The 24,419-nt window shown below is 62.0% G+C and carries 22 protein-coding genes; 11 read left to right on the top strand and 11 right to left on the bottom strand.

Annotated features, from left to right (window positions below):
- Nucleotides 1–85 precede the first annotated feature (85 nt).
- The 3 genes from nfuA to PVA39_RS07240 all read right to left on the bottom strand — a co-directional run bounded on the left by nfuA (nt 86) and on the right by PVA39_RS07240 (nt 4,216).
- Entirely contained in the window at nt 86–670 is a 585-nt protein-coding gene (gene nfuA / locus PVA39_RS07250) for a Fe-S biogenesis protein NfuA (RefSeq protein WP_093504814.1), read from the bottom strand.
- A gap of 71 nt (nt 671–741) precedes the next feature.
- On the bottom strand, nt 742–1,761 hold the full coding sequence (locus tag PVA39_RS07245) for an acyltransferase family protein (RefSeq protein ID WP_274123517.1): 1,020 nt from the start codon (nt 1,759–1,761) through the stop codon (nt 742–744).
- A gap of 175 nt (nt 1,762–1,936) precedes the next feature.
- Nucleotides 1,937–4,216 carry a fatty acid cis/trans isomerase gene (locus PVA39_RS07240; RefSeq protein WP_274123516.1) on the bottom strand — a complete coding sequence of 760 codons (2,280 nt, stop codon included), beginning with the start codon at nt 4,214–4,216 and terminating at the stop codon, nt 1,937–1,939.
- A 187-nt stretch (nt 4,217–4,403) separates the two neighbouring features.
- On the opposite strand from PVA39_RS07240, the gene metH reads away from it, so the two are divergent.
- The 4 genes from metH (at nt 4,404) to PVA39_RS07220 (ending at nt 9,487) form a co-directional block, all read left to right on the top strand.
- A complete protein-coding gene (metH, locus tag PVA39_RS07235) occupies nt 4,404–8,120 on the top strand; it encodes a methionine synthase (protein WP_274123515.1) in 3,717 nt (1,238 codons plus the stop codon).
- Between the two features lie 68 nt (nt 8,121–8,188).
- Nucleotides 8,189–8,698: a hypothetical protein gene (locus PVA39_RS07230; RefSeq protein WP_274123513.1), complete on the top strand. Its 510-nt coding sequence runs from the start codon at nt 8,189–8,191 to the stop codon at nt 8,696–8,698.
- 23 nt (nt 8,699–8,721) lie between these two features.
- Complete coding sequence (locus PVA39_RS07225) at nt 8,722–9,042, top strand: DUF5629 family protein (protein WP_274123512.1); 321 nt, start codon at nt 8,722–8,724, stop codon at nt 9,040–9,042.
- A gap of 25 nt (nt 9,043–9,067) precedes the next feature.
- Complete coding sequence (locus tag PVA39_RS07220) at nt 9,068–9,487, top strand: hypothetical protein (RefSeq protein ID WP_274123511.1); 420 nt, start codon at nt 9,068–9,070, stop codon at nt 9,485–9,487.
- Between the two features lie 6 nt (nt 9,488–9,493).
- Here PVA39_RS07220 and PVA39_RS07215 read toward each other — a convergent pair whose 3' ends face one another.
- The 3 genes from PVA39_RS07215 to PVA39_RS07205 form a co-directional block, all read right to left on the bottom strand.
- The gene (locus PVA39_RS07215) at nt 9,494–9,796 is read right to left on the bottom strand and encodes a DUF1883 domain-containing protein (protein WP_093504826.1); all 303 of its coding nucleotides are present in this window, start codon (nt 9,794–9,796) and stop codon (nt 9,494–9,496) included.
- Nucleotides 9,797–9,832: 36 nt separating this feature from the next.
- Nucleotides 9,833–10,609 carry a substrate-binding periplasmic protein gene (locus PVA39_RS07210; RefSeq protein WP_274123509.1) on the bottom strand — a complete coding sequence of 259 codons (777 nt, stop codon included), beginning with the start codon at nt 10,607–10,609 and terminating at the stop codon, nt 9,833–9,835.
- An 89-nt stretch (nt 10,610–10,698) separates the two neighbouring features.
- The gene (locus PVA39_RS07205) at nt 10,699–11,625 is read right to left on the bottom strand and encodes a ZIP family metal transporter (protein ID WP_093504830.1); all 927 of its coding nucleotides are present in this window, start codon (nt 11,623–11,625) and stop codon (nt 10,699–10,701) included.
- A gap of 490 nt (nt 11,626–12,115) precedes the next feature.
- Here PVA39_RS07205 and PVA39_RS07200 point away from each other — a divergent pair, with 490 nt between their 5' ends.
- A complete protein-coding gene (locus PVA39_RS07200) occupies nt 12,116–13,774 on the top strand; it encodes a nitrite/sulfite reductase (protein WP_093504833.1) in 1,659 nt (552 codons plus the stop codon).
- Complete coding sequence (locus PVA39_RS07195; protein ID WP_013791370.1) at nt 13,758–14,255, top strand: DUF934 domain-containing protein; 498 nt, start codon at nt 13,758–13,760, stop codon at nt 14,253–14,255. Before PVA39_RS07200 ends, PVA39_RS07195 begins: the two co-directional genes overlap by 17 nt.
- 191 nt (nt 14,256–14,446) lie before the next feature.
- On the opposite strand, the gene PVA39_RS07190 is transcribed toward PVA39_RS07195, so the two are convergent.
- Entirely contained in the window at nt 14,447–15,439 is a 993-nt protein-coding gene (locus tag PVA39_RS07190; RefSeq protein ID WP_274123507.1) for a YhdH/YhfP family quinone oxidoreductase, read from the bottom strand.
- A 37-nt stretch (nt 15,440–15,476) separates the two neighbouring features.
- Complete coding sequence (gene sohB / locus PVA39_RS07185; protein WP_013791368.1) at nt 15,477–16,496, bottom strand: protease SohB; 1,020 nt, start codon at nt 16,494–16,496, stop codon at nt 15,477–15,479.
- Between the two features lie 203 nt (nt 16,497–16,699).
- Here sohB and PVA39_RS07180 point away from each other — a divergent pair, with 203 nt between their 5' ends.
- The 4 genes from PVA39_RS07180 to PVA39_RS07165 all read left to right on the top strand — a co-directional run bounded on the left by PVA39_RS07180 (nt 16,700) and on the right by PVA39_RS07165 (nt 19,897).
- Nucleotides 16,700–17,398: a histidine phosphatase family protein gene (locus PVA39_RS07180; RefSeq protein WP_274123506.1), complete on the top strand. Its 699-nt coding sequence runs from the start codon at nt 16,700–16,702 to the stop codon at nt 17,396–17,398.
- A 58-nt stretch (nt 17,399–17,456) separates the two neighbouring features.
- Nucleotides 17,457–17,768 carry an SCP2 sterol-binding domain-containing protein gene (locus PVA39_RS07175; RefSeq protein WP_013791366.1) on the top strand — a complete coding sequence of 104 codons (312 nt, stop codon included), beginning with the start codon at nt 17,457–17,459 and terminating at the stop codon, nt 17,766–17,768.
- A gap of 267 nt (nt 17,769–18,035) precedes the next feature.
- Nucleotides 18,036–19,103, top strand: a complete 1,068-nt coding sequence (locus tag PVA39_RS07170) for a phosphotransferase family protein (RefSeq protein WP_274123505.1) — start codon at nt 18,036–18,038, stop codon at nt 19,101–19,103.
- 26 nt (nt 19,104–19,129) lie between these two features.
- Entirely contained in the window at nt 19,130–19,897 is a 768-nt protein-coding gene (locus tag PVA39_RS07165; protein WP_274123504.1) for an SDR family oxidoreductase, read from the top strand.
- Nucleotides 19,898–20,174: 277 nt separating this feature from the next.
- On the opposite strand, the gene PVA39_RS07160 is transcribed toward PVA39_RS07165, so the two are convergent.
- Complete coding sequence (locus PVA39_RS07160) at nt 20,175–20,822, bottom strand: hypothetical protein (RefSeq protein WP_274123503.1); 648 nt, start codon at nt 20,820–20,822, stop codon at nt 20,175–20,177.
- Between the two features lie 98 nt (nt 20,823–20,920).
- Here PVA39_RS07160 and PVA39_RS07155 point away from each other — a divergent pair, with 98 nt between their 5' ends.
- A complete protein-coding gene (locus PVA39_RS07155) occupies nt 20,921–21,706 on the top strand; it encodes a TSUP family transporter (RefSeq protein ID WP_274123502.1) in 786 nt (261 codons plus the stop codon).
- Nucleotides 21,707–21,924: 218 nt separating this feature from the next.
- Here PVA39_RS07155 and nudC read toward each other — a convergent pair whose 3' ends face one another.
- Entirely contained in the window at nt 21,925–22,737 is an 813-nt protein-coding gene (nudC, locus tag PVA39_RS07150) for an NAD(+) diphosphatase (RefSeq protein WP_274123501.1), read from the bottom strand.
- Nucleotides 22,737–24,395 (bottom strand): ferrous iron transporter B, encoded by a 1,659-nt coding sequence (locus tag PVA39_RS07145; RefSeq protein ID WP_274123499.1) that lies wholly within the window; start codon nt 24,393–24,395, stop codon nt 22,737–22,739. The genes nudC and PVA39_RS07145 overlap by 1 nt, the downstream gene beginning before the upstream one ends.
- Nucleotides 24,396–24,419 lie beyond the last annotated feature (24 nt).

Here is a 24,419-nt window from a genome sequence, read left to right as displayed (position 1 = left end):
CCGATATTTCTAACACTTGAATGAAGTGAAGCATGCCAAAGCAGACAAGGCGACCGAAGTCGCCTTGTCATTGCACACATTGCAATCAGTAATACGCGTTTTCACGATTGCTGTGGTCGGTCACGTCACGAACGCCCTTGAGCTCCGGAATGCGCTCGAGCAGGGTTTTCTCGATACCTTCCTTGAGGGTCAGGTCGGCCTGGCCGCAACCCTGACAACCACCGCCGAACTGCAGCACGGCGATGCCTTCGTCGACCACGTCGATCAACGTGACCTGGCCGCCGTGGCTGGCAAGGCCCGGGTTGATCTCGGTCTGCAGGTAGTAGTTGATTCGCTCATTGAGCGGGCTGTCTTCATTGACCATCGGCACTTTCGCGTTCGGTGCCTTGATGGTCAGCTGACCGCCCATGCGGTCGGTGGCGTAGTCGACCACGGCGTCTTCGAGAAACGGCTCGCTGACGGCGTCGATCCAGGCCGTGAAGCTGGCCAGACCAACGGCCTGGTCTTCGGGCTTCTGCTCGCCTGGCTTGCAGTAGGCGATGCAGGTTTCCGCGTACTGGGTACCGGGCTGGGTGATGAATATACGGATACCGATTCCCGGTGTGTTCTGCTTGCTCAGCAGGTCGGCCAGGTAATCATGGGCGGCATCGGTAATGGTAATGGTGCTCATGGCAACTCCTCACGGTCATGTGGCGAAGTGTACGCCAAATGACCGCCGCGAATAAAGTCCTACTATTTTACTCAGGATATGGTTTGAAGCTGCGATTTGTTCGAGCGTTCGTTGATCCAAGTCTTGGCCTGAACGAAGAAGCGCTTCTCGATCAGTTCGTAGCTGCCCCAGGACGCCAGAGCGATCAGCGGCATGCAGGCGACGATGACCACATAAGGGTTGAGATCCAGGCTGGCCTGCACGTACCAGCCCAGGGACAGAATGATCACGTGCAGCAAATACACCGAATACGAGCAGTCGCCCATGCGCGCTAGCAGGCGGTTGTCCTTGAACCAGGGCTCCATGGAAATGCACGCTGCGACGATCAGCGCGCTCGGCACGCCCCAGTGCAGCAGGCGCATGCTGGTATCGAAGTGGTAAATGGCCAGCAGCGAGCCGGCGATTACCAGCAGCGGCACCCACAGGCCCTGGCGGATCCAGCCGCGGCTATAGACCATGCCCAGCAGCACGCCGAACAGGAACTCGTAGACGATGCTGTTGCGGTAGAAATTGCTGAGCCACGGCTGGGTGGCCATGAGGCCGAAGATCATCAGCATCACCGCGACGAAGGCCAATCGCAGACGTTGCGGCACCATGAAGGCCAGGGCGAACAGCAGGTAGAAGAACATCTCGTAGTTCAGGGTCCAGCCGACGTTGAGCGTCGGGTAGAGCCCGAAACCGCCCGGATTCTCGGCCGGAATGAACAGCAGCGAGAGCAACAGGTGATGCAGATCGAACTGCTGCACCGGCATCACCGGGTTGGCGTAAGCGATGATCAACGCGGCGAGCAGTGAATAAAGCCAATAGGCCGGCACGATACGCAGGATGCGGTTGAGCATGAAGCGCCAAGGCGTGATGGTCTTACCCTGGGTGGACAAATAGATAACCAGGCCGCTGATAACGAAGAAGATGTCGACGCCCACGGCGCCCTTGTCGGTGAAAAGACGGCCCATGAAACTCTCGGCCTTGAAATCGAAAAACACCTGCATGACATGGTGAAAAACCACTATCCAGGCCGCCAGAGCCCGAAGTGCCTGCACGGAAATCAGCATAGAAACGCTACGCTCCCTCTCGTTGAAATCGGTAAGCAGCAGCCCTGAATGATTGGCTGCCACAGGGTCCGACCGCAGTGGCGGGAGAAAGATCGGGTGAATTGGCGAAGCGCTGTACGGGCTTGCCGCAAGGGTCGCTGCGCCAAAGCTCTACGGCCGGCGCAGCGCCGCCTGCCTAGAGGTTCTCGTAGCGGTTCATGTCCAGCACGCCGGCCTCCACCGGCTCGTGCTCGCGGATATGCGCCGTCAGGTCATGGAAATATTGCCAGAACTGCGGATGGGTACGGCGAATGCCCCAACGCTCGACGATCTTCTCGAAGGCTTTAGCGTCGCGGGCCTGCTCCATGGCGGTCACGAAGTCCGGCACCTGGGCCGCGGGTACCGAAAACATGAAGTTCGGGTAGCTGCTCAGCACCTCCGGGTACACCGTCAGGGTGTCCAGACGCGGCTGGTAGCGCAGCTCCTCGCCGAGCATGAAGGCCACATTGCTGTGAGCGCGATTGCGCAGCAGGCTGTAGACCTCACGGCGCCCACCCTTGCCTTCAATCCGCAGCAGCGTGGCCTCCGGCAGTTGCTCGATCACCCTGAGTTGTGCGGCCGGCTTCGATGCCAGGCGGCTCAGCGCCTGCTCTGCCTGACGCAGCTCGGCCGGCAAGCCATCGCGATAGCAGTGCTCGCCACCGCACCGATTGATCGGGTCACGCCGCGCATTCAGGCCATCGAAGCGCTGCAGCAACTGCTCGGCGAACTGGTGCTTGGGATTATCACCGCCCAAGGCCAAACCGCTCGGCGTCTTCTTGTCCAGCGGGTAGTAATCCATCCACGCCTTGAGCTTGCCGCTGTACTGATACCAGTCGCCGAAGATCGACGTGCGCGCATCGGCTGGCATCAGGCGCAGGAAGTTCTGCTCGGCGCCATTGCGGATCAGGTCGAAGTACAGGCGGGTCTGCGCCTGGTGCGAGACATTGCCGAACACGTCGAAATTGACCACCAACTGGTAATAGGTGCGTTCCAGCAGCGGGTAATCCATCCACCAGAGGGTCTGCGGGATCTCGCCGATCAGGCCTTTGCGCACCGAAGCGCTGTCATGCTGACGGAAGATCGACAGCAGCGCGTTGTCATTGCCCTGCCAGATCTGTGACCACTCCGGTGGCGGTGCCTCGTGATAGCCGTCAGTGCGCAGGGCCTCGTAGGCGTTGCGCTTGTCGCGGTAGCTGTGCCACAGGCCCAGCAGATCGCCGATCTCGTCGAGTTGGCCGGGCATGGCCAGCAGCGGCGTGGCTTCGCCGCGATAGGCCGGGTCGGTGATGTACAGATCGTGTTGCGGGTCCTGGAAGAAAACCCAGAAATTGTCGCGGATCACGTCGGTGGCGATCTGCCCGCGGCATACGGGCCCACGGATGAAGGTGCGCACGAAGTATTCGGCGTTATCGAGCATGAACTGATAGCGCGCCTGGGCGGGAATCGCCTCGAATGCCAGGAACGGGTTGGAGCGATGCTGCACTCCATACCCCGGCAGCGTAGCCACCTGCCAGTCAGTGCCGAAGAACAGCTCGCGCACGTGCGCAAGCTTGACGGCGCTGAGCGGATAAGTGATGTGGGTCTTGTGAACGATCACACCCTGGATCGGCATCAACCGATAATAGATGTCAGTACCCGGGTCATCGTTGGGGCGCCGCGTGGCGATGATGTCCACTGGCTGGCCGCTGGGCGTGCGCGAACGCACCAGTTGGAAGAAATGCCCGGCCTCGCCACCTTCGAAATACAGATGGGCGAGAAACAGGTGCTCATAGATCCAGCGGCTGACCAGTCGCTGTTCGTCACCGTCTGCATTGAGGAAGCGTTCCCAGTCGGCGACCTGTTTGGCTTCAGCGGGGCTGGCCTGCAGCGCCTGCGCGTCGACCGGCGCGCCCTGCTGCAACCAGCGCTGCACCGTCTGGTAATCCTGTTCGGTAAGGCCGGTAACGGCGAACGGCATGCCGGCCATGGGGTTCTTGCTAGCGAAGTCGGCGAACTCGCCCGGCAGCGCGCACTGGTTGGCGCGCTCGATGCTGATGTCCAGATCCTTGGGCAACTTGCTGTTGGCCGGCAGCGGTGTGGCGTGGCCCAACTCGAGCATGCGCGCCATCAATGCAGCCTGGCCGTCCTGCTGTTCCAGCACTGAATGGAAATCCTTGCGGCGCCAGGCCGGCGCACCATGGGCGTCGATGAACAAGCGAGTGGTGGCCTGGGTGTGGGTGCGCGTGCCATCGTAAACCGCCGCCTTGCTGGCGCCGCGCTCGGCTCCCTCGCCGCTGCCCAGGTTGAGCTGGCATGGCGCATCGTAGCAGGCATGGCAGGCTACGCAGTTCTGCGTAAAGATCGGCTGGATGTCGCGGCTGTAGGAAATGTCCTGGGCCATTGTCAGCGGGCTGATCAGAACGAGGCAAAGGGTCAACAGCAGCCGGCAGCGCATGGCACAAATTCCACGAAATTGGCCGCGCATTCTAGCCGTCTCGCCTGTGCCATCGCTATGCCTGCATGCCACCGGACGCCATCAGCAACATGAACATAATTCATGCATAAGTGCGCGACGCAGAAATGCCGTCAAGGTTTGTTATCATCAGCGACCTTGTCGTAGCCTCCCGTTCAGAGCCTTTTCCATGCCTTTGCCAGATCGCAGCGCCCGCCTCCAAGCACTTCAGCAAGCCCTCAAGGAACGCATCCTGATCCTCGACGGCGGCATGGGCACCATGATCCAGAGCTACAAGCTCGAAGAAGCTGACTACCGCGGCGAACGCTTCGCTGACTGGCCGAGCGACGTCAAAGGCAATAACGATCTGCTGCTGCTGACCCAGCCGCAGATCATCGCCGCCATTGAGAAGGCTTACCTAGATGCCGGCGCCGATATCCTGGAAACCAACACCTTCAACGCCACGCAGGTGTCCCAGGCCGATTACGACATGGAGTCGATCGTCTACGAACTGAACGTCGCCGGCGCCCGCGTGGCCCGTGAAGTGGCCGACGCCAAGACCCTGGAAACCCCGGACCGGCCGCGCTTCGTGGCCGGCGTGCTCGGCCCGACCAGCCGCACATGCTCGATTTCCCCGGACGTCAACGATCCCGGCTACCGCAACGTCACCTTCGACGAGTTGGTGGAGAACTACACCGAAGCCACTCGCGGCCTGATCGAGGGCGGCGCCGACCTGATCCTGATCGAGACCATCTTCGACACCCTCAACGCTAAGGCGGCAATCTTTGCCGTGCAACAGGTGTTCGAGGAAGACTGCATCGAACTGCCGATCATGATCTCCGGCACCATCACCGACGCCTCCGGCCGCACCCTGTCCGGCCAGACTACCGAAGCGTTCTGGAACTCGGTGGCCCATGCCAAGCCGATTTCCGTGGGCCTGAACTGCGCCCTCGGCGCCGCCGACCTGCGCCCCTATCTGGAAGAGCTGTCGAACAAGGCTGTCACCCACGTCTCCGCGCACCCCAACGCTGGCTTGCCCAACGCCTTCGGTGAATACGACGAATCGCCTGCCGAGATGGCTGCGGTGGTCGAAGAGTTCGCCGCCAGCGGCTTTCTCAACATCATCGGCGGCTGCTGCGGTACCACCCCGGCGCATATCCAGGCCATTGCCGAAGCCGTCGCCAAGTACCAACCCCGTGCGATTCCGGAGATTCCCAAGGCCTGTCGCCTGTCCGGTCTGGAGCCGTTCACCATCGATCGCCAGTCGTTGTTCGTCAACGTCGGCGAGCGCACCAACATCACCGGTTCGGCCAAGTTCGCCCGCCTGATCCGCGAGGAGAACTACACCGAGGCGCTGGAAGTCGCCCTGCAGCAGGTGGAAGCCGGTGCCCAGGTGATCGACATCAACATGGACGAAGGGATGCTCGACTCCAAGGCGGCCATGGTCAGGTTCCTCAACCTGATTGCCGGTGAGCCGGACATCTCCCGCGTGCCGATCATGATCGACTCCTCCAAGTGGGAGGTGATCGAGGCCGGCCTGAAGTGCATCCAGGGCAAGGGCATCGTCAACTCGATTTCCATGAAGGAAGGCGTCGAGCAGTTCAAGCACCACGCCAAGCTGTGCAAGCGCTATGGCGCCGCCGTGGTGGTAATGGCCTTCGACGAGGTCGGCCAGGCCGACACTGCAGCGCGCAAGAAGGAAATCTGCCAGCGCAGCTACGACATTCTGGTCAATGAAGTGGGCTTCCCACCGGAAGACATCATCTTCGACCCGAACATCTTCGCCGTGGCCACCGGCATCGAAGAGCACAACAATTACGCCGTCGACTTCATCGAAGCCTGCGCCTATATCCGCGATAACCTGCCCTATGCGTTGTCCAGCGGCGGCGTCTCCAACGTGTCGTTCTCGTTCCGCGGCAACAACCCGGTGCGCGAAGCGATCCACTCGGTCTTCCTCTACTACGCGATCCAGAATGGCCTCTCCATGGGCATCGTCAACGCTGGCCAGTTGGAAATCTACGACGAGATTCCCAAGGAGCTGCGCGACGCGGTCGAGGACGTTGTGCTCAACCGCCACGACGGCGCCACCGAGGCGCTGCTTGCCATCGCCGACAAGTACAAGGGTGACGGCGCCGCCAAGGAAGTAGAGAACGAGGAATGGCGCTCACTGCCGGTAGACAAACGCCTGGAGCACGCATTGGTCAAGGGCATCACCGCCTTTATCGTCGAGGACACCGAGGAGTGCCGCCAGCAATGCGCGCGCCCCATAGAGGTCATCGAAGGCCCACTGATGAGCGGCATGAACGTGGTCGGCGACCTGTTTGGCTCGGGCAAGATGTTCCTGCCCCAGGTGGTCAAGTCCGCCCGCGTGATGAAGCAGGCCGTGGCGCACCTGATCCCCTTCATCGAAGCCGAGAAAGGTGACAAGCCGCAAGCCAAGGGCAAGATCCTCATGGCCACCGTGAAAGGCGACGTACACGACATCGGCAAGAACATCGTCGGCGTGGTGCTGGGCTGTAACGGCTACGACATCGTCGACCTGGGCGTGATGGTGCCGGCGGAAAAGATCCTGCAGACCGCCATCGCCGAGAAGTGCGACATCATCGGCCTGTCCGGCCTGATCACACCGTCGCTGGATGAAATGGTGCACGTTGCCAAGGAAATGCAGCGCCAGGGCTTCAAGCTACCGCTGATGATTGGCGGCGCCACCACCTCCAAGGCGCACACCGCGGTCAAGATCGACCCGCAGTACAGCAACGACGCCGTGGTCTACGTCACCGATGCCTCGCGCGCCGTGGGTGTAGCCACCCAGTTGCTGTCCAAGGAGCTCAAGGCCGACTTCGTGCAGAAGACCCGCGACGAATACGTGGTGGTGCGCGAACGCACCGCCGCCCGCGCGACCCGCACCGAGCGCCTGAGCTATGCCAACGCGGTGGCCAACAAGCCGAAGTTCGACTGGGCCGGCTACAGCGCGCCAAAACCGCGCTTTACCGGCGCCAAGGTGCTCGACGATATCGACCTCAACGTGCTGACCGAGTACATCGACTGGACGCCGTTCTTCATCTCCTGGGACCTGGCCGGCAAATACCCGCGCATCCTCACCGACGAGATCGTCGGCGAAGCGGCCACCAGCCTGTTCAACGATGCCCAGGCGATGCTGCGCAAGCTGATCGACGAGAAGCTGATCAAGGCCCGCGCCGTGTTCGGTTTCTGGCCGGCCAATCAGGTGCGTGACGACGACATCGAGGTGTACGGCAATAACGGCGAACAGCTCGCCACCCTGCACCACCTGCGTCAGCAGACCATCAAGCCTGACGGCAAGCCGAACCTGTCGCTGGCCGACTTCGTCGCGCCGAAGGACAGCGGCGTGACCGACTACGTGGGTGGCTTTATCACCACCGCCGGCATCGGCGCCGAGGAAGTGGCCAAGGCCTACGAGGCCAAGGGCGACGATTACAACTCGATCATGGTCAAGGCCCTGGCCGACCGCCTCGCTGAGGCGTGCGCGGAGTGGCTGCACGAGCGCGTGCGCAAGGAGTACTGGGGTTACGCGACGGACGAGCAACTGGACAACGAGGCGCTGATCCGCGAGCAGTACAAGGGCATACGCCCTGCCCCCGGCTACCCGGCCTGCCCGGATCACACCGAGAAAGGTACGCTTTTCAAACTGCTGGACCCCGAAGCGGACTACAACAAGGCGGGCCGCAGCGGCGTGTTCCTCACCGAGCACTACGCCATGTTCCCGGCGGCCGCGGTCTCCGGCTGGTACTTCGCCCACCCCGAGGCGCAGTACTTCGCCGTCGGCAAGGTCGACAAGGATCAGATCGAAAGCTACACCGCGCGCAAGGCACAAGACATCGCCATCAGCGAACGCTGGCTGGCGCCGAACCTCGGTTATGACGACTGAGCCAACACAAGGACCTGCGAACCCGCGCGGCGCCAGTCGCCGGGTTCTTTCTCTGCAAGGACGTACCCATGTACTACCGACTACACGCCCTCTTTCTGTTCGCCCTGCTGACCGGCTGCGGCACCATCGCCTTCGACCCGCCAGTGTTCGACCTGGCCGCTTCCAAGATAGCTGATTTCCCGGTCAAAGGAACGATCGCCATCGAAAATGCCCAGCCTGCGACCGAGCCGGTGATTCTGCATTCGCAAAGCGGCACCCGCCTGCAGTCGAATTACCACGAAGTTACCAAGACCATGGTGACTCAGGCCCGCTTCGAACTGGCACGCCATGGCAAGGTCAGCGCAGGAAGCGACAAGCGCATCGACCTCAAGGTCACGCACCTGGAGAGCCGCTACATCTTCTTCTACTGGAAAGGCACCATGACCTTCACCGTCAGCCTGGGTGATGGGCAACGCTTCGAAATGACCATCAATCACGCTACGGGCGCCAGTGCCCAGCAGGACCTCAGCGGCTCGATCGCCGACGGCGTGGTGGCCCTTTACAAAGACCCGCGGGTACTCGCCTACCTCGCGAACTGAATCCATTGAACGACCGGACTGCCATGACCGACACAACGACCTACCTGCTCGACCAGCTGGAAAACGCCGACATGCTGGTCATCGATGACCTGCACGCCTTCGACTTCCAGCTCGACGACGCGCTACTCGATCAGGCCGATGCGGCCGCTGAGGCGAACGAGGCGTTCGCCAGCGAGGCGGTTGTATTGTCTATCGAGGCCCAAGACGGCCGCGAACGCAAACGCTGGCAGTTCAGTTACAACGCGGTGATGGAAGCGCAATACCTGGCAGCAGAAGACAGTTGGCGCATTGGCGAACACCATCTGACCTGTCTCGCTGCGGTGAGCAGTGACGCAGAAGACTGATCGCGCCACTCTACGGATGATCATCTTGCAGCGCATCGCGCCACCCCTCTGGGCGCCGGATTTCGCCCGGCACCGCATACTGCTGGATGGGCCTCAGGCCGAGAAAGCACGAAAGGCGTTTGCGCCTCTGCTGAGTTCGCTTTCTGAGCAATTGCAACGGCGTCTTGATGCCTACGTCAATGACCCTGAGCAGTGCTTCCCCGAAATCGATGCTTTTCCCTGCCGCAATAATCTTGCCGGCACGTACTACATTGAGTCGGAAACCTACGAGGTCTGCGACGAGGGCTACCGGCTGTGGATTCAGGTTCGCTGCCAAGAGAAGCCCAGTCATCCTGACCAGCAAGAACGCGGCTATGACTATCTGGGCTTGGAGGCCATCTGCAGTCTGGCTCCAGGCGGCCGCGAAGCTTTTATCGACGAGGGTTTCAACAGCAGCAGTATCTGAGTCGCATCAGGACAAATCTGAAGACGAGCGGCGCACGATCTTGATCGAGTGCTTGAGGGTCGGCTTGCGCGTCACGCTGATCGCCTTGCGGGTTACGGTGTCGAGGGTGATGTTCCAGAAACCGCTGCTGGGCACGGTGATCTTGGCCGGAAACTTGTCGAACGCGCCGCCGTGATACGTATGGCGACCACCATTCTTGAAACTGCGAAAGTTCGCATCGTTCATGAGGCGGATATTGCAGGGTTGCGAGCATTCGATGATGACCAGGTCATCTTCGTTGAGGTGCTCGCGCTGGTGGATGTACTTCATCAGGCGCTCCTCGGGGTTTCAGGGCGCTAGCATGACTTACCAGCCGCCAGACAGCAAAGCCCGCGACCGCTCCAGCCCCAGATAACTGACGAGAATGCGCTGCCAGCTGCCATCGCGATGCATGTCCTCGAACGCCGCCGTCATCTTCTGCGACAGCGCCTCGGCACCTTCCAGTTTGAGGCTGCCAGCAATATGACTGCGCGTACTGCTCAGCGGCTTGCCAGCCAGCAGCGGCGCCTGGGCATTCATTTCGCGCCATAGATAGAAAGCCCGCAAGTCGATCTCGTACCAGGCCACCACGCGGCCGCTGCGCAGCAGCTCGGCAGCTTGCAGCGGATCGGTGACCTCCACTACACGCTGGTCGCCACTTTGGATGCGTTTCAGTTCATCAGCGCGCGGGGTACCGGCCATCACCGCCACCGGGCCGGCCCGCAGGGCATCGTTCAGGTTGTCGAAGGTGCGGTCGAGACTGACGAGCACATAGGGCGTGGGCAGCACATCAAGCAGCCAGACGAATCCATTCTCCCGCTCCGGGGTACGCCCCAGATTGAGCACGATGCCATGGGGGTCGCCTTCGGCCTCGCTCAAGACCCTGCGCCAGGGCACACTGCGAAACACGCATTGCTGGGCCGTGCGCGTACACAGCTCACGCATCAGCTCACCGAACAGCCCGGAGCCCTTGGCCACGCCGTCGGCGAAGGGCATCTGGCCCTGGCCAACATAGACATTCAACGGCTCCTCCTGAGCGGCGAGCGGGCCGCTCAGGGCGCACATCAGCACCAGAAGGCCACCGATGTGACGAAAACGGGCCATGACATCTCTTGTGCGCACGCGCCAATCCCATAGTGACTAACGAAGCTCGAAACCTGGCGCAGTGTGCATCAGCGCTGGGCAAATGCCTATCAGCCCAATGCCGTATCTAAGAACATCATCACAGCAAACCCGCCCATCAGCCCGAGAGTCGCCGCCGTCTGGTGGCCGTTGCGGTGAGTCTCGGGGATGATCTCGTGGGATACCACGAACAGCATCGCACCGGCGGCCAGACCAAGGCCGATGGGATAAGCCAGCGCATAGCTGCTCGACATGCCGACACCAACCAACGCGCCAAGGGGCTCCATCAGGCCACTGGCGGCTGCAATCAGTGCCGCACGCAAGACCGATACACCGATGGTGCGCAGCGCCAGGGCGACAGCCAGGCCTTCGGGAATGTCCTGAATGGCAATGGCGGTTGCCAATGGAATGCCGACCTGCATGTCATCGCCGGCAAAGCCAACGCCAATGGCCATACCTTCCGGCAGGTTATGCAGGGTGATGGCGAACACGAACAGCCATACGCGGCTTAGCCGGCTGCTTTGTGGCCCCTGCGCGCCCGCGCTTTCATGCTCGTGGGGTGTGAAGCGGTCCAGCCCGAGCATCAGCAGCACACCAAGGGCCAGCCCGAGCACCACCGTCGCAGCGCCCCGCAAACCGCTGCCGGTCAACACTTCGGCCGCTTCCAGGCCAGGCAGGATCAGCGAAAAGGAGCTGGCCGCCAGCATCATGCCGGCCGCGAAGCCGAGCATGCTGTCCTGGGTCCTGACGCTGATGTTGCCCAGCGCCAGCGCCGCAAGCGCACCCAGAGCGGTTGCTGCAAAGCCCGCGCCGCCGCCATACAGGGCATAACGGATACGCTCCGGGTGCGCCCCATCGAAGATATTGACCAGACTACTGAACAGCAACCACAACACCACCAACAGAGCAATGCCCAGCCCGGCGGCCACCCACGGAGATTCACGAACCTGGGAAACCCATGCCTGCAGCATGCCATTGCGCGCGGAAAGCGTTTGCATAGAACCTCTTCGTTCAACTCTGGGACAGGCGGCGCACAAGGCCGGCCTTATGTGTGCGACAAGCAGATTATTGTCGACGTTTCACCTGTTCGCCGCCCGGTATTGGGAGGCTGCGGGCAGTCAACGAACCATCACATTGTTGCGGATGATTCTCAATAGTCAGGCAAGGAAAATCTCACCTGCCAGGCACTTGCGCAACGATCCACCAGCACAGTTATGCATGCATTCTGACTTAGCACCAAAAGTTCTTTTCTTATATTCAAACATCACTTTTGCGCATAAACCTGAACTGGTATCGTGCCCCGGCTCCGCATGAGGAGTGCGCGGCCGTGCGCGCAGATTTGCTGTAACGGGTCATCGAAGCATTATGCGTGGCGGCTTGCCAGGGCCACGGTAGACAAGTGACAAACCGCTCGCTGCCGAACCAAGCCACACTGTCGCGCCGCAATCGCTCGATCGATCTGGCAAGCAGCCTGATAACAGGATTCCCATGTACGTATACGACCAGTACGACCAGAAAATCGTCGAGGACCGCGTCAAGCAGTTCCGCGATCAAACCCGCCGTTACCTCAGTGGCGAACTGAGCGGCGAAGAATTCCGTCCGCTGCGGCTGCAGAACGGTCTGTACATCCAGCGCTTCGCACCCATGCTGCGCATCGCTGTGCCCTACGGCCTGCTGAACAGCACCCAGGTGCGCAAGCTGGCGCAAATCGCCCGCGATTATGACAAGGGCTACGCGCACATCAGCACTCGCCAGAACGTACAGTTCAACTGGCCGGAACTGGAAGACGTGCCGGAGATTCTCGCCGAGCTGGCCACCGTGCAGATGCACGCCATCCAGACCAGCGGCAACTGCATCCGCAACACCACCACCGACCAGTTCGCCGGTGTGGCCAAGGATGAAATCATCGATCCGCGCCCTTGGTGCGAGATCATCCGCCAGTGGTCGACCTTTCATCCCGAGTTCAGCCACCTGCCGCGCAAGTTCAAGATCGCCGTCAACGGCGCCGCCAGTGACCGCGCCGCCATCGAGGTGCACGACATCGGCCTGGAAGCGGTGAAGAACGCCGCGGGCGAGTTGGGCTTCCGCGTCGCCGTGGGTGGCGGCCTGGGCCGTACGCCGATCGTCGGCAGCTTCATCAATGAATTCCTGCCCTGGCAGCACCTACTTTCCTATCTCGACGCCATTCTGCGTGTCTACAACCGCTACGGCCGTCGCGACAACAAGTACAAGGCGCGCATCAAGATCTTGGTCAAGGCGCTGACCCCGGAAGTGTTCGCCGAGCGCGTCAACGCCGAGTGGGCGCACCTCAAGGATGGCCCGACCACCCTGACCGACGCCGAAGTGGCCCGCGTCGCTGCGCATTTCGTCGATCCGGCCTACCAGGCGCTGCAGGATCAGGATGCTCAACTCGCTCAGCTCGACGCCGAGCACCCGGGTTTTGCCCGCTGGCGCCAGCGCAACACCTTCGCCCACAAGAAACCGGGCTATGTAGCTGTCACCCTGTCGCTCAAGCCCACCGGCGTGGCCCCGGGCGATGTGACCGACAAGCAGCTCGATGCCATCGCCGACCTGGCCGATCGCTACAGCTTCGGCGAAGTGCGCAACAGCCATAACCAGAACATCATCCTCGCCGACGTCGAGCAGCAGCAGCTGTTCACCCTGTGGGGCGAACTGCGCGACAAGGGTTTCGCCACGCCGAACGTGGGCCTGCTGACCGACATCATCTGCTGCCCGGGCGGCGACTTCTGCTCGCTGGCCAACGCCAAGTCGATTCCGGTGGCCGAAGCCATCCAGCGCCGCTTCGACAACCTGGACTACCTGTTCGACATTGGCGACATCGACCTGAACATTTCCGGCTGCATGAACGCCTGCGGCCACCACCACGTGGGCCACATCGGCATTCTCGGCGTCGATAAGAAAGGCCAGGAGTTCTACCAGGTGTCCCTCGGCGGCAGCGCCGGCCGTGACGCCAGCCTGGCGCAGATCCTTGGCCCGTCCTTCGCCCAAGACGACATGCCGGACGTGATCGACAAGATCGTCAACGTCTACGTCGAGCAACGCACCGAAGAAGAAAGTTTCATCGACACCTTCCGCCGTATCGGTGTCGCCCCGTTCAAGGAGCGCGTATATGCAGCGAATCATTAAGAACGGCCAGATCGTCGACGAAAGCTGGCACCTTCTGCCCAAGGAAACCGCCTTCGAAGAGCTTTCCAACTGCGACGACCTGATCGTGCCGCTGAACCTCTGGCTCGAACATGGCCACGCTCTCAAGGCCCGCGACGGCGGCCTAGGTGTGTGGCTGGACGCCGAGGAAGAGATCGAGTCGATCGTCGACTCGCTGGACGCCTTCCAGGTCATCGCCCTGAACTTCCCGGCCTTCACCGACGGCCGTCACTCGTCCTCCGCCTACCTGCTGCGCACCCGCTACGGCTTCAAGGGCGAGCTGCGTGCCATCGGCGACGTACTGCGTGACCAGCTTTGGGCGCTCAAGCGCTGCGGCTTCGACGCCTTCGCCCTGCGCGAGGACAAGGACGCCGAAGACGCCCTGAAAGCCTTCGAGGAGTTCTCCGAGGTCTATCAGGCCTCAGCGGACCAGCCTCAGCCGCTGTTCCGGCGCCGCGCCTAAGAGCCTGCTCACGATCTGCTGCGCGTCGGCCCTACTGCGTTAAAAACAGGATGGATTGCCAGCCCAGTCGGAATGCTCATTTACATCGACTGTTTTTGCCTTGTATGGCTCTAGCTCGCGAGATCGTGAACAGGCTCTAAGAATGAAAAACCCGCCAAAAGGCGGGTTTTTTTATGGGCGTTTATCGAGCCTCAGTCGAGCCTGACCAGCACCCGCCCGACCTGCTCGCCCTGCAGGATGCGCTCGATGGCTGCCGGCAGCTCGTTAAGCCCCACTTCGGTCGCCAGGGCTTCCAGATTTGGCAGCTTCCATTGCAGCGATAGCCGATCCCACATCGACGCCTTGACCACCAGCGGCAGCTCCACCGAATCAACGCCCAGCAGGTTCACGCCACGCAAGATAAAGGGCAGCACGCTGGCCTGGAAATCCACACCGGCTGTCAGCCCGCAACAGGCGACGCTGCCACCGTAACGGGTGGCCTTGAGCACGTTGAACAGAATGTCGCCGCCCACGGTGTCCACCGCCCCATTCCACTGCTCGCGTAGCAGCGGTCGCTCGGCGCCACTCTGCAGCTCAAGCCGCGGCACGACCTGGGAGGCGCCCAGGCGCTTGAGCATATCGCCCTGCTGGGCCTTGCCCGTGGCGGCACTGACCTGATAGCCGAGACTGTTCAGCAGCATCACCGCGATACTGCCCACCCCGCCGGTGGCGCCGGTGACCAGCACCGGGCCGTTCTGCGGCTCGAGGCCAGCCTGCTCCAGCTTGTCGACGCACAGTGCCGCGGTCAGGCCGGCGGTGCCGAGAATCATCGCCTCGCGCAGTGACAAACCCTGAGGACGTTTGATCGCCCAGCTGGCAGGCACTCGGATGTACTGACCAAACCCACCGGCGGTATTCATGCCCAGGTCGTAACCGGTGACGATCACCTCATCACCTTCGGTGAATTCGGCGGCGCTGGAATGCTCCACCACACCAGCGGCATCGATGCCCGGCGTATGCGGGTAATGCTTGCTGACGCCACGCTGGCCGGTGGCGGACAGCGCATCCTTGAAGTTCAGCGAGGAATAGCGAACACGAATCAGCAGCTCGCCGGCCGGCAGATCGGCCACATCGCGATCCACAACCTGCATCGCGAAATGACCGTGGGTGTCGGGCGCCGCTTGCAGCGCAGTGAAACTCGTCATCCAGACCTCCTTGATCCGCCAGAGCGGAGGGTGCGGGTTACCAGAAACGCTGCTGGGTCAGACGCCCCAGCCAGGTCAGGGCAAAGCGATCCAGCGCAACGCTGGCAGCCAGGCCGACACGCTCCTGCAGGGATTTCTTCTGTACATAGTGCAGCTGATAAAGGTCGGCTTCGCGAGCCCGCTCGGCCAGGTATTCGTCACTGGTCTTCAATTCGTCGACCAGCTGCTTCTCCAGCGCTGCCATGCCGAGCCAAACTTCGCCAGTGGCGATCTCGTCGATTTCCAGCTGAGGGCGGTAGCGCGCCACGAAGTTCTTGAACAGCTCGTGGGTGGTCTCCAGATCTTCCTGAAACTTCTCCCGGCCCTTTTCGGTGTTCTCGCCGAATACCGTCAGGGTGCGCTTGTATTCACCGGCGGTCAGCACTTCGAAGTCGATGTCGTGCTTCTTCAGCAGGCGGTTGACGTTGGGCAGCTGGGCGACCACGCCAATGGAGCCGAGGATGGCGAACGGCGCGGAAATGATCTTCTCGCCGATGCAGGCCATCATGTAGCCACCGCTGGCGGCGACCTTGTCGATGCACACCGTCAGCGGCACGCCAGCCTGACGAATGCGCGCCAGTTGCGACGAGGCTAGCCCATAGCTGTGCACCATGCCACCGCCGCTTTCCAGGCGCAGCACCACTTCGTCTTGGGGCGTGGCGAGGCTCAACAGTGCAGTGATCTCGTGGCGCAGGCCCTCGGTGGCCGAGGCCTTGATATCGCCGTCAAAGTCCAAGACGTACACCCGCGATTTCTGCGGCGCCTGCTTCTTCGCCGCCTTGGCGGCCTTGGCTTCTTCCTTGCCCAGCGCCTTGAGCTGATCCTTGTCGAGAATCGACTGTTCCAGGCGCTGACGCAGCGCCTTGTAGAAATCATTGAGCTTGGTGACCTGCAACTGCCCACCACTGCGACGCCCGCGGCTGCGCAAAACGGCTACCGCCACCAGCACGACCAGAATGGCCACCACCAGCGTCACCGTCTTGGCCAGAAACCCTGCGTAATCAGCAAGAAACTCCACACACTTCCCCTTTATCCAATCAGCCGCCTCGCGCGGCAGCCTGCATCGGCCAGCATACCGGCGCCGCCGGGCAGCCACCAGTCAGCGCACGCTTTTCAGCCTTACCGCGGGCGATTCAAACAAACGTATGAATTTTCGTTGACAGCTTCCGCCCATCCCTCCTACCCTCGCCTCACATTCAAGGTTCGCGGGTTGCAGCGCACGTGGGCAGCATCTACCTGATTCGACATGGCCAGGCCTCATTCGGTGCAGAGGATTACGATGTCCTCTCGTCGCTCGGCGAGCGCCAGTCGATCTTGCTCGGCCGCCATCTGGCCGAGACTGGCCTCAAGCTCGATCGCGCAGTCAGCGGCAGCCTGAAGCGTCAGGCCGATACTGGCCGACTGGTGCTCGAACAGCTTGCCGAGGCGCCTGCGCTGCAAACCGATGCAGCCTTCAACGAATTCGATGCCGAAGGGGTGATCCGCGCCCTGCTCCCGGCGCTGCTGCCCCACGAGCCCCAGGCGCTGGAGGTGATGCGTAATGCCGCGCACAACCGCGCCGAGTTCCAGCGTTTGTTCGTGCGCCTGCTCGACACCTGGATCGGCGGCGACTACGACGCGCCGGCGCTGCAAAGCTGGCAGGCATTTCTCGATCAGGTGAATGGCGGCCTGCAACGGTTGCTGAATAGCGCCCAGCCCCGCGAGCGCATCGCCGTGTTCACCTCCGGCGGCACCATCACCGCCTTGATCCACCTGCTGACCGGCATGCCGGTCGCCAGCGCGTTCGCCATGAACTGGCAAATCATCAACACCTCGCTAAGCTGCCTGAAGTTCCAGGGCGAGCGGGTGACCCTAGCTTCCTTCAACAGCCACGCCCATTTGCAGCTGTTGAACACTCCATCGCTCATTACCTATCGCTGAGCGACGGTCAACGTGCCCGCAAGGGCGCAGAACAATCGGAAACCACAAGGAAACCACCATGAGCGTCGCAGACATCGTCCAAACCATGAAAGCCAAGTTCAACCCCAGCGCCGCCGAAGGCCTGGACCTGGTTTTCCAGTTCAACATCGAAGATGCCGACAACCACTACCTGATCGTCAAGGACGGCACCTGCGACGTGGGCCATGGCGAGCACCCGGACGCCAATGTCACCCTGATCATGGACAAGGAAACCTTCAAAGGCATCACCACCGGTGAAACCGACGGCATGCAGGCCTTCATGGCCGGCAAGCTGCGCGCCGAAGGCGACATGATGCTGGCGCTCAAGCTGAGCGAACTGTTCTCGGTCTGAGTACAGGCAATCGGCTCGAATCGCGAAACCGGAATCCCAGGATTCCGGTTTTTTTTGCCCGCTATTTTGGCGACCACCCCTAGGGTTATCGGCAGAGCCAACCTCGAAATAACTCACGGCAATCTTTGCCCTGCCGCTTGGCGTATCAACGGGTTTGATTCGCCACCAACAGCTACATAGATAAGCCTGCGCCACGCTTGTGAGCGGCCGCCCAGCTGATTAGATTGACCCGATCATCACCGCCAATGACAACGAGAAGGGATAGGGATGACACTCACCGACCGACCCGGCGCCATCCGCCAGGGCGAAGAACTCGATGCCCGCGCCATCGACGCCTACCTCAAGGCCCATCTGAGCGATCTGCAGGGTGAACCGCAGATCAGCCAGTTCCCCGGGGGCGCTTCCAACCTGACCTACCTGTTGCGCTACGCCGACCGCGAACTGGTACTGCGCCGCCCGCCTTTCGGCCGCAAGGCCAAGTCAGCCCACGACATGGGCCGTGAATTCCGTATTCTCAACCAACTCAGAGACGCTTTTCCGTACTGCCCGCAGGCGTTCGTGCACTGCACCGACGAATCGGTGATCGGCGCCGAGTTCTACGTCATGCAGCGTATGGACGGCATCATCCTGCGCGCCGACCTGCCGGCAGAGCTGCAGCTCACGGCCGATCAGACCACCTCCCTGTGCAAGAGCTTCATCGACCGCCTGGTCGAGCTGCACCAGGTCGATTATCAACGCTGTAGCCTGGCCGACCTGGGCAAGCCCGATGGGTACGTGGCGCGGCAGATCAGCGGCTGGAGCGAGCGCTACGACAACGCGCGCACCCCCGATGCGCCCGGCTGGCAGGCGGTCCGCAGCTGGCTGCAAGAGAAGATGCCGGCCGACCACCCGCGGCCGGCCATCGTGCACAACGACTACCGCTTCGACAACGTGATCCTCGATGCCAACGACCCACTGCGCATCATCGGCGTGCTCGACTGGGAGCTGACCACCCTGGGCGACCCGCTGATGGACCTGGGCAACACCCTGGCCTACTGGATCGAAGCGGACGACCCCGCCCCGGTGCAACTGATGCGTCGCCAGCCGAGCAACGCGCCCGGCATGCTGACCCGCCAGGCCTTCGTGGATTACTACGCCGAGCGCGCGGGCATCCGCATCGACTGCTTCGATTTCTATTACATCTACGGCCTGTTCCGCCTGGCCGGCATCGTCCAGCAGATCTACTACCGCTACTACCACGGGCAAACCGCCGACAAGCGCTTCGCCTCCTTCGTGCAGATGAACGCCTTGCTCGAACAGATGGCCCTCGGGGTCATCGCCCGTTCATCGCTCTGACGCCCTTCCTTACTGAGACCCACGCCATGTCCAAGACCCAGTTATTCGACGTCGACGGCAAGATCGCCTTCGTGTCCGGTGCCAGCCGCGGCATCGGTGAAGCCATCGCCCACCTGCTCGCCCAACAGGGCGCCGAAGTGATCGTCGCCAGCCGCAAGCTCGACGATTGCCAGACCGTCGCCGATGCCATCGTCGCCAAGGGCGGCAAGGCCGTGGCGATGGCCTGCCATATCGGCGAGATGGAGCAGATTCAGGCGGTGTTCGCCGAGATTCGCCAGCGCTACGGGCGACTCGACATCCTGGTCAACAACGCGGCGACCAACCCGCAGTTCTGTAACGTGCTGGATACCGACCTGGGCGCGTTCCAGAAGACTGTCGATGTGAACATCCGCGGCTATTACTTCATGTCCATCGAAGGCGGCAAGCTGATGAAGGAGAACGGCGGCGGCAGCATCATCAACGTGGCGTCGATCAACGGCGTGTCACCGGGTGAATTCCAGGGCATCTATTCGGTGACCAAGGCAGCGGTAATCAGCATGACCAAGGTGTTCGCCAAGGAATGCGCGCAGTTCGGCATCCGCTGCAATGCCCTGCTACCGGGGCTGACCGACACGCGCTTCGCGTCAGCGCTGACCAAGAACGAGGCGATCCTCAACTTCGCCCTGCAGCGCATTCCGCTCAAGCGCGTCGCCGATCCGAGCGAGATGGCCGGCGCGGTGCTGTACCTGGCCAGCGAGGCGTCGAGCTACACCACGGGCGTGGCGTTGAATGTCGATGGCGGGTTCCTGTCCTGAAACCTGTTCGCGACTCGAATTGCTAGGTATAGACAAGCGGACATAACTGCTTTACCTGTGGGAACGGGCCATGCTCGTGATTTTTTCGCGGGCATGGCCCGCTCCCACAGATAATCAACAGCGATTTCGTAGGAGCGGCTTTAGCCGCGAGCTTTTTATTACGGCAAACAAAGAGCTCGAGGCTAAAGCCTCTCCTACAAAAGCTATGCTCGACGTCCGCTCCCGCATCCCGCACGTTCCAGTTATTCCACGTGGGCCACATACGAGTTGCAGCAACTCACTGCCAATCCTTGAGCGCCTGATGAGCCGCCTCGTTCATCGGCTCGGCCAACAGGCCAGTTGGTGTCAGGCTGACGTTGAACACCGCCTGGTCGGCCATCGGCAGGTAGGTCACGCGGCGCGCCTGGGCATCGAACATGAACAGATCGTGCTGGCCCAGGCGCAGCCAGCGCCACAGGTCTACGCCGTACAAGCTGCTGGTCAGCTCGGCCTGTGTGTAACGCGCCTGGCTCTGCTGCTCGATGGACAGGAAGCGGCTGTTGATCTTCTCCAGCCGGTAGCCAGGCTCCAGGCCGATCAGCGCGGCCAGGCCCTTCCACTGCAGCAAACGTACATCCAGTTGCCAGAGATCGCCCTCCAGATTGACGCTGCGCTGCACGCCATTCTCGAGAATATCCACCTGATAGACGTTGGCCGTACGGTGGAAGCTCAGGGCCAGCAGTGGCTTGTTGGCGGGCAACGGCTCGTAGCGGCTCAGGTCGTAGGCCACCAGGCCCACCAGCGCCGAAGCAGCGAGAAATATCAGGCCGCTGGTGCCGCGCAGCCAGGCGAGAAACCAGCGCCCGCCGAACAGAATGCGCAGGGCGATGAACAACACCAGCAATGCCAGCAGAGCCGTTGCCCAGGCGAGCGCGTCGTACTGCATCGAATCGATTCCTTGTCAGTGAAAATGTCGGCATTATGCGCAGCGCATTCGCCTGCGAATAGCGCCGTTGCCACACAATTGGATACAGGTCGCCTTTTATGTCCCTTCCCTTTGAGATGGCCGTCGATCCCACGACGCTGCTGTTGCTCGCCCTGGTCGCGTTTATCGCCGGTTTCATCGACGCCATCGCCGGCGGCGGTGGTCTGCTGACCATCCCTGCCCTGCTCACTACCGGCCTGCCGCCTCATCTGGTACTGGGCACCAGCAAGCTGTGCGCGACCTTCGGTTCGGCGACCGCCAGCTACACCTTCTACCGTCGCAAGCTGTTCAGCCCGGGCAAGTGGAAGAATGCGATGGTCGCCACCTCCATCGGCGCCATTGGCGGCGCGGTACTGGTGCACTGGATGCCGGCCGAATGGATCAACAAGATGCTACCGGTGGTGGTGTTCGCCTGCGGTCTCTACCTGCTGTTCGGCAAGACGCCAGACGCCCCGCTGGACGCCGACCTGCCCATCGCTAGCCGCCGGCAATGGCCGCAAGGCATTGGCCTGGGTTTCTACGATGGTGTGGCTGGCCCGGGAACCGGCGCCTTCTGGACGGTCAGCACGCTGCTCATGTACCCACTGGACTTGGTGCGTGCCAGCGGTGTGGCGCGCTCGATGAACTTCATCAGCAACGCCTGTGCCCTGGCGGTATTCATCGCCGCCGGGCAAGTGGCCTGGGTGCTGGGCCTGTGCATGGGCTTTTCACTGATGGCTGGCGCCTTTCTCGGCGCGCGCACGGCGATTGGCGGCGGCTCGAAGTTCATCCGCCCGGTCTTCATTCTGGTGGTGTTGGGACTGACGACGCGGCTAGTCTGGCAGCACTGGTTCAGCGCCGCCTAACAGGCCTTTGAAAAACGTAGGCGAGGAAGTCAGTGCAAGGCCTGGGCGCCCCCACAAAAAACAGCCTAAACGTAGCGCAGCGGAGTAACAGCCGAAGGCTGGCCCGCAGGGCGAACGAAGTGAGTCAAGAGCGCAGTTTACGTGCTGTAAATGAGCATTTTGACTGGGCTCGCACGCGAGGCTGTTTTTAACGCAGCAATGGCAACGTAGGTAGTTTTTCAAGGGCCTGCCAGACGGCTGGCCACGTACGAATCGATCAGGTAACGGGCGATCGAGCGCGAGGCCGGCAACGGTGGCAGCGCATGGATAGAGAACCAGCGGGCGTCCTCGATCTCCTCTTCCTGCATGACGATCTCACCGCCGGCGTAATCGGCATGAAAGCCCAACATCAGCGAATGCGGGAACGGCCAGTTCTGGCTGCCCTGGTAGCGGATATTGCAAACCTCGACGCCCACCTCTTCACGTACCTCGCGGGCGACGCACTGCTCTACGGACTCACCAGCCTCGACGAAACCGGCCAGGGTACTGTACACGCCGCTGACGAAACGCGGCGAGCGGGCCAGCAGTACCTCATCACCGCGGGTGACCAGCACGATCATGCTCGGCGACAGCCGCGGATAATGGCGCAAGCTGCATGCTGGGCACTGCATGGCGCGCTCGCCGACGACCTGCAGCATCGGCGTGGCGCAACTGCCGCAGAAGCGGTTGTCACTGGCCCAGGTGCCGATCTGCGCGGCAAAACCGAGCATCTGGAACAGCTCGGCATCACCTTCGAGCATCTCTTGGCGCAACGACTGCCAATGGCAGCCCGACAGTTCGGCCTTGCCCTGCAGCTCGAGCAGATAGACCGGCTCGCCACGAAAGTGCCCCAGGCCATGCTCGGCGATCACCGGCAGTTCCTGCTGCTTCAACCACTCGCGGGGAAACAGCAGGCCATTGGTGTCGCCGAGAAAATGCTGACGGTGATGGGCCAGTATCAGCCCGCCAGGCTGATCACTATCAAGAAGCCCGGGTTGCCAATGCGCGGCCATCAGGCGGCCACCTCTTGGCCCAGGGCGCGAACGCTTTCTTCAGCCAGATCCAGCACGCTGGGCTGGGCCAGGCCGGCATCGGCTTCCAGGTAATATTCCAGACTGCTCAGGGCATCGGCGAGCACTTCGAGACGAGCTTCAGCAGGCATCTGGTCGGTGTCGAGCATCTGCGCCTGGATATAGTCTGCGCAGGCACCCACCAGGTTCGCCGCGCGCTCCTGACCTAGGAACCACAGGCCGCCACGCACGGCCTGCAGGCTGAACGGCACGTTGGACAGGTGCATACGATCGCCAGCCGATTCCAGATAGGCCGTGATCGCCCGCTTGGCCAGCGCCAGACCGGCGCGAGCTTCGTCGAGCACCACGATGCGCGCCTCGAACAGCTGATGCTGGGCGAAGGTACACACTTCAGGCTCGGCACGCGGCGCGGTAATGCGCTCACCGCGCTCCAAGGTCGCCACCATGCCTTCGACATACAGCACGGCGTCGGCCAGGGCGATAAGTTGATCTGGCTCGACCGGCGCGCCTTCGCACCAGGCGCTGACCGTCGGCAACTGGTTAGCAAGAGAGTTGCCGGCCGAGCTCAGGCCGACCATGGCCAGGGTCTTGCTGAGCTTGCCGAGCAGCGCATGCAGGCTGGTTAGGCCATCGGCTTGCAGGGTGCCGCGCTCACTTAGGTCGAGCAGGTCCTTGACGCTGGCCAGCTCTTCGCGAATCGCCGAACTCAGCGAACGCATCACCGCCTTGCCAGGGCCGGAGAGGCGCTGGTATTCCTCTTCGAGCAGGTGATCGGTGAACGGCAGCGCGGTGATCCCGAATAACTCGCGCACCTCGCCCGCCAGTGGTCCGCGGCCGGCGGATAGCGCCACCAGATACAGCAACTCCTTGAGCAGGCTACGCGGCGGCTCGTAGGAGCCGTTGACCAGCATCTGCCGCAGTTCGCGGTCGATGCGCGAGAACAGTTGCTTGCGCGACTTGCGCGGCAGCAGTTGGCCATCGTTCAGTGCTTCCAGAGCGGCTGCGCCGAGCCAGCACAGGCGCCCGCGCGGCTCGTTGGCGAACAGGCCGTCGAGGCGGCTCATGGCACGGCCCATCAGCTTCATGCTGCCTGCCGGATTCTGCTCGCGGATGTAACCCAACAGGCCGACCTGATACATCTGCCGCAAGCGGCGGCCTTCGCTTTCCTTGGCGGCGGCGTCCAGTGCCGGCGGCACCATGCGCGGGCGAGCCTGGTCGAGCCGCACACTGAAGAAGAAGCTTTCCGGCAGCGGCGGCTGTTTGCAGGCCTGACGCAAATCATTGATCGCCGGCAGAAGAAGCTCGGGCATTTCCTGGCGATGGGCGTCGAGGCCTTCGAGGTAGCGACGCAGCACGTGCAACGCATTGCTGAGCGCCGCCAGCTGGGCGTCGCGCTCGCTGCCGATGCCGGCCGGAATATCGGTGGCTTGGTCGAGCACTTCCTGGGCGAGCAATTCCGCACCGGTCAGCTCGATCAGGTTGAGCGTGCCACGCACCTGCTGCAGGTTGTCGACTGCCTGCTGCAGCAGGGTGCCATTGTTGCGCTCGACAATGAACTGCTCGAGACTCGCTTCGGCCTCTTCGATCGTGGCAAACAGTTCGTCGCGAACCAGGCCCAGTGACGATGCTCCAGAAACCATTCGCTAATGTGCCTCCCGCACAGG

This window comes from Pseudomonas sp. CNPSo 3701 (genome assembly GCF_028674975.1).
In the GTDB taxonomy this organism is placed as follows: Bacteria; Pseudomonadota; Gammaproteobacteria; order Pseudomonadales; family Pseudomonadaceae; genus Aquipseudomonas; species Aquipseudomonas straminea.
Note: the sequence above shows the minus strand (reverse complement) of the source record. Positions and strands in the feature narration are given on the sequence as shown.

Excerpts from the sequence above, each read along its gene's own strand:
- PVA39_RS07175 (WP_013791366.1), top strand. The coding sequence starts at position 17,457 with ATGAGCGTCGCAGACATCGTCCAAACCATGAAAGCCAAGTTCAACCCC.
- PVA39_RS07210 (WP_274123509.1), bottom strand. The coding sequence starts at position 10,609 with ATGGCCCGTTTTCGTCACATCGGTGGCCTTCTGGTGCTGATGTGCGCC.
- PVA39_RS07145 (WP_274123499.1), bottom strand. The coding sequence starts at position 24,395 with ATGGTTTCTGGAGCATCGTCACTGGGCCTGGTTCGCGACGAACTGTTT.
- PVA39_RS07200 (WP_093504833.1), top strand. The coding sequence starts at position 12,116 with ATGTACGTATACGACCAGTACGACCAGAAAATCGTCGAGGACCGCGTC.
- PVA39_RS07190 (WP_274123507.1), bottom strand. The coding sequence starts at position 15,439 with ATGACGAGTTTCACTGCGCTGCAAGCGGCGCCCGACACCCACGGTCAT.
- PVA39_RS07165 (WP_274123504.1), top strand. The coding sequence starts at position 19,130 with ATGTCCAAGACCCAGTTATTCGACGTCGACGGCAAGATCGCCTTCGTG.
- metH (WP_274123515.1), top strand. The coding sequence starts at position 4,404 with ATGCCTTTGCCAGATCGCAGCGCCCGCCTCCAAGCACTTCAGCAAGCC.
- PVA39_RS07160 (WP_274123503.1), bottom strand. The coding sequence starts at position 20,822 with ATGCAGTACGACGCGCTCGCCTGGGCAACGGCTCTGCTGGCATTGCTG.
- PVA39_RS07170 (WP_274123505.1), top strand. The coding sequence starts at position 18,036 with ATGACACTCACCGACCGACCCGGCGCCATCCGCCAGGGCGAAGAACTC.
- PVA39_RS07195 (WP_013791370.1), top strand. The coding sequence starts at position 13,758 with ATGCAGCGAATCATTAAGAACGGCCAGATCGTCGACGAAAGCTGGCAC.
- PVA39_RS07155 (WP_274123502.1), top strand. The coding sequence starts at position 20,921 with ATGTCCCTTCCCTTTGAGATGGCCGTCGATCCCACGACGCTGCTGTTG.
- PVA39_RS07215 (WP_093504826.1), bottom strand. The coding sequence starts at position 9,796 with ATGAAGTACATCCACCAGCGCGAGCACCTCAACGAAGATGACCTGGTC.
- PVA39_RS07205 (WP_093504830.1), bottom strand. The coding sequence starts at position 11,625 with ATGCAAACGCTTTCCGCGCGCAATGGCATGCTGCAGGCATGGGTTTCC.
- PVA39_RS07245 (WP_274123517.1), bottom strand. The coding sequence starts at position 1,761 with ATGCTGATTTCCGTGCAGGCACTTCGGGCTCTGGCGGCCTGGATAGTG.
- PVA39_RS07240 (WP_274123516.1), bottom strand. The coding sequence starts at position 4,216 with ATGCGCTGCCGGCTGCTGTTGACCCTTTGCCTCGTTCTGATCAGCCCG.
- nfuA (WP_093504814.1), bottom strand. The coding sequence starts at position 670 with ATGAGCACCATTACCATTACCGATGCCGCCCATGATTACCTGGCCGAC.
- nudC (WP_274123501.1), bottom strand. The coding sequence starts at position 22,737 with ATGGCCGCGCATTGGCAACCCGGGCTTCTTGATAGTGATCAGCCTGGC.
- PVA39_RS07225 (WP_274123512.1), top strand. The coding sequence starts at position 8,722 with ATGACCGACACAACGACCTACCTGCTCGACCAGCTGGAAAACGCCGAC.
- PVA39_RS07230 (WP_274123513.1), top strand. The coding sequence starts at position 8,189 with ATGTACTACCGACTACACGCCCTCTTTCTGTTCGCCCTGCTGACCGGC.